The 3539-nt window shown below is 43.4% G+C and carries 2 rRNA genes; both read right to left on the bottom strand.

The annotated features are described in order from the left end of the window. Positions 1-4 precede the first annotated feature (4 nt). Positions 5-121 (bottom strand): 5S ribosomal RNA (gene rrf, locus AVBRAN12647_RS09475). 116 nt (positions 122-237) lie between these two features. Beyond that, a 23S ribosomal RNA gene (locus AVBRAN12647_RS09470) occupies positions 238-3149 on the bottom strand. Positions 3150-3539: the final 390 nt, after the last annotated feature.

Raw genomic sequence — 3539 nt, 5'->3', positions numbered from 1 at the left:
AACAAGTCCGCAACGAGCTACTTTCCCCATGCCAGTAAGGCGTAGTATCATCACCCACAATGTGCTTAGCTTCTTGGTTCGGGATGGGACAAGGCGTTACCACATTTGTATAATCACGGACATTGTTATTTAAATCTATTAGTATTTAATAAACTTAAATAACAATGTTAAAAGCAAGTAATTTAAACTCTTAAACTTACTAAAGTAATAAACCTTAGCAAGGAAGTAATGCTTATTTAAAGTAAGCGGACGGTCTATTAGTATTGGTCAGCTAAATGGCTTTCACCACTTACACACCCAACCTATCAAGCAGCTAGTCTTGCTGCGACCTTAAGAGAAGATTCATCTTAGAGTTGGCTTCGAGCTTAGATGCTTTCAGCTCTTATCACATCCGAACTTAGCTACGCTGCGATGCTCTTGGCAGAACAACAGCTACACCAGTGGTTCGTTCAACCCGGTCCTCTCGTACTAGGGTCAAATCTCTTCAATCTTCTTACGCCCACGGCAGATAGGGACCGAACTGTCTCACGACGTTCTGAACCCAGCTCGCGTACCGCTTTAAATGGCGAACAGCCATACCCTTGGGACCTGCTCCAGCCCCAGGATGCGATGAGCCGACATCGAGGTGCCAAACCTCCCCGTCGATGTGAGCTCTTGGGGGAGATCAGCCTGTTATCCCCGGGGTACCTTTTATCCTTTGAGCGATGGCCCTTCCACACAGAACCACCGGATCACTAAGACCGACTTTCGTCTCTGCTTGACGTGTTTGTCTTGCAGTTAAGCTGGTTTATGCCTTTATACTCTACAAACGATTTCCAACCGTTTTGAACCAACCTTTGTAAGCCTCCGTTATTTTTTGGGAGGCGACCGCCCCAGTCAAACTACCCACCAGACATTGTCCTACGTGAGGATAACTCACGCTAGTTAGCTACCCGAATAAGAAAGAGTGGTATCTCAACGATGGCTCATTATAAACTGGCGTCTATAACTCAAAGCCTCCCACCTATCCTGCACATTCTTATCCAAGTAGCAGTGTCAAGCTGTAGTAAAGGTCCACGGGGTCTTTCCGTCTTGCCGCGGGTAGGAGGAATTTTCACCTCCACTACAATTTCACTGGATCCCTCTTTGAGACAGCTCCCATCTCGTTACGCCATTCATGCAGGTCGGTATTTAACCGACAAGGAATTTCGCTACCTTAGGACCGTTATAGTTACGGCCGCCGTTTACTCGGGCTTCGATCAAGAGCTTCGCATTGCTGCTGACCCCATCAATTAACCTTCGAGCACCGGGCAGGCGTCACACCCTATACATCCACTTACGTGTTAGCAGAGTGCTGTGTTTTTGGTAAACAGTCGGGAGGGACTCTTTGTTGTAAGTTTCCTTGCCTTCGGAGTAAATCCTAATACAAGGCTAACCACACCTTATACCGAAGATACGGTGCTATTTTGCAGAGTTCCTTAAAGAGAGTTCTTCCACGCGCCTTAGAATACTCATCCCACCCACCTGTGTCGGTTTACGGTACGGGCAACATTATCTAAACTTAGAAACTTTTCTTGGCTCGACGGCATCAGCAATTCTTCCTTCCATCCGAAGACTTCAGAAAGCCTTTCAGTTCTCGGTCTAATGTTATACGGATTTGCCTGTATAACAACCTACTACCTTAGACTAGCACTTCCATCCGCTAGCTTGCTTAGCCCTAAGCGTCCTTCCATCGCACAATAATGTTGGTATTGGAATATTAACCAATTTTCCATCGCATACCCCTTTCGGACTTTGCTTAGGACCCGACTAACCCTACGATGACGAGCATCGCGTAGGAAACCTTGGGTTTACGGCGTTAATGATTCTCACATTAATTATCGCTACTCATGCCTGCATGCTCACTTCTATACGCTCCAACGCTCCTTACCGGTACATCTTCAACGCCTATAGAACGCTCTCCTACCACCCAAGCTAGGCTTGGGTCTACAGCTTCGGTACTTATTTTAGCCCCGTTATATTTTCCGCGCAAAATCACTAGACCAGTGAGCTATTACGCTTTCTTTAAAGGATGGCTGCTTCTAAGCCAACCTCCTGGTTGTTAAAGTAACTTCACATCGTTTTCCACTCAAATAAGATTTAGGGACCTTAGCTGGTAGTCTGGGTTGTTCCCCTCTCGACGACGGATTTTATCACTCGCCGCCTGACTGCTGTGATTACACTATAAGTATTCGGAGTTTGATAGGGTTTGGTACATTGGTGTATGCCCTAGCCCATTCAGTGCTCTACCCCTTATAGCTACTACACAACGCTATACCTAAATATATTTCGGAGAGAACCAGCTATCACGAAGTTTGATTGGCCTTTCACCCCTATCCACAAGTCATCCGGAGCCGTTTCAATGGCCGTCGGTTGGGTCCTCCACTAGTTCTTACACTAGCTTCAACCTGCTCATGGATAGATCACTTCGTTTCGGGTCTGCAGCATCTGACTTATCGCCCTATTAAGACTCGCTTTCGCTACGGCTTCACGTTAGCTTAACCTTGCCAGACACCACAACTCGCAGGCTCATTATGCAAAAGGCAGTCCATCACCCTGTATTGCTACATAGGGCTCTGAATGATTGTAAGCAAATGGTTTCAGGTTCTATTTCACTCTGATCACCTCAGTTCTTTTCACCTTTCCCTCACGGTACTTGTACACTATCGGTCAGACATTAGTATTTAGGGTTGGATCGTGGTCGACCCAGCTTCAGACAAGATTTCACGTGTCTCGCCCTACTCAGGATACTGCTAAGTAAAGTAAAGATTTTATGTACGGGAGTATCACCCTCTACGCTCAAGCTTTCCAACTTGTTCTACTATCTTTGCTTAGTCTTTGTTGCAGTCCTACAACCCCACTAGTAAACTAGTGGTTTGCCCTCTTACGCTTTCGCTCGCCGCTACTAGCGTAATCTCTATTGATTTCTTTTCCTGTTGGTACTAAGATGTTTCAATTCCCAACGTTCGCTCCATATATGGTAATACATATCTCTATGTATTGGGTTGCCCCATTCGGAAATCTACGAATTAATGCCCCTTGACGGCTCCTCGTAGCTTATCGCAGTCTAGTACGTCCTTCATCGCCTTTGTCTGCCAAGGCATCCACCATTTGCTCTTATTAGCTTACCTTTGTTAATAATGTTATTAATATTTTTACAATTAATAGTATTAATTGAAATATATTTGCATGCATTATTGTTATTGTTTTTAGTATTACTAAAACGCATTACTTCCTTGCTAAAGTTTTTATGTAATTATTAATCTTAATCTTCAAGACGGAAAGCGTCTAAGCTGTGATGCTTAAAAACTTTTTCTTATATATACTTAAATATATGTAATAAGAAAGAGATTAAGTATAACTACCTTTAACAAGCTTATGAAATTGTTTTATATTACTTGCTTGTGACTCTTAACATTGATAAATAAAATAACACTAGGTTAGAAACTATATATAAACATAGAATTAAATTAAATAAAACCTAGAAAGAACATTTAGCTTAAATGCTCTGTTTAAGTTTT

Origin of the sequence: Campylobacter sp. RM12647 (assembly GCF_020138135.1) — a bacterium.
GTDB lineage: Bacteria > Campylobacterota > Campylobacteria > Campylobacterales > Campylobacteraceae > Campylobacter_E.
This window is presented reverse-complemented; position numbering and strand designations above follow the sequence as displayed.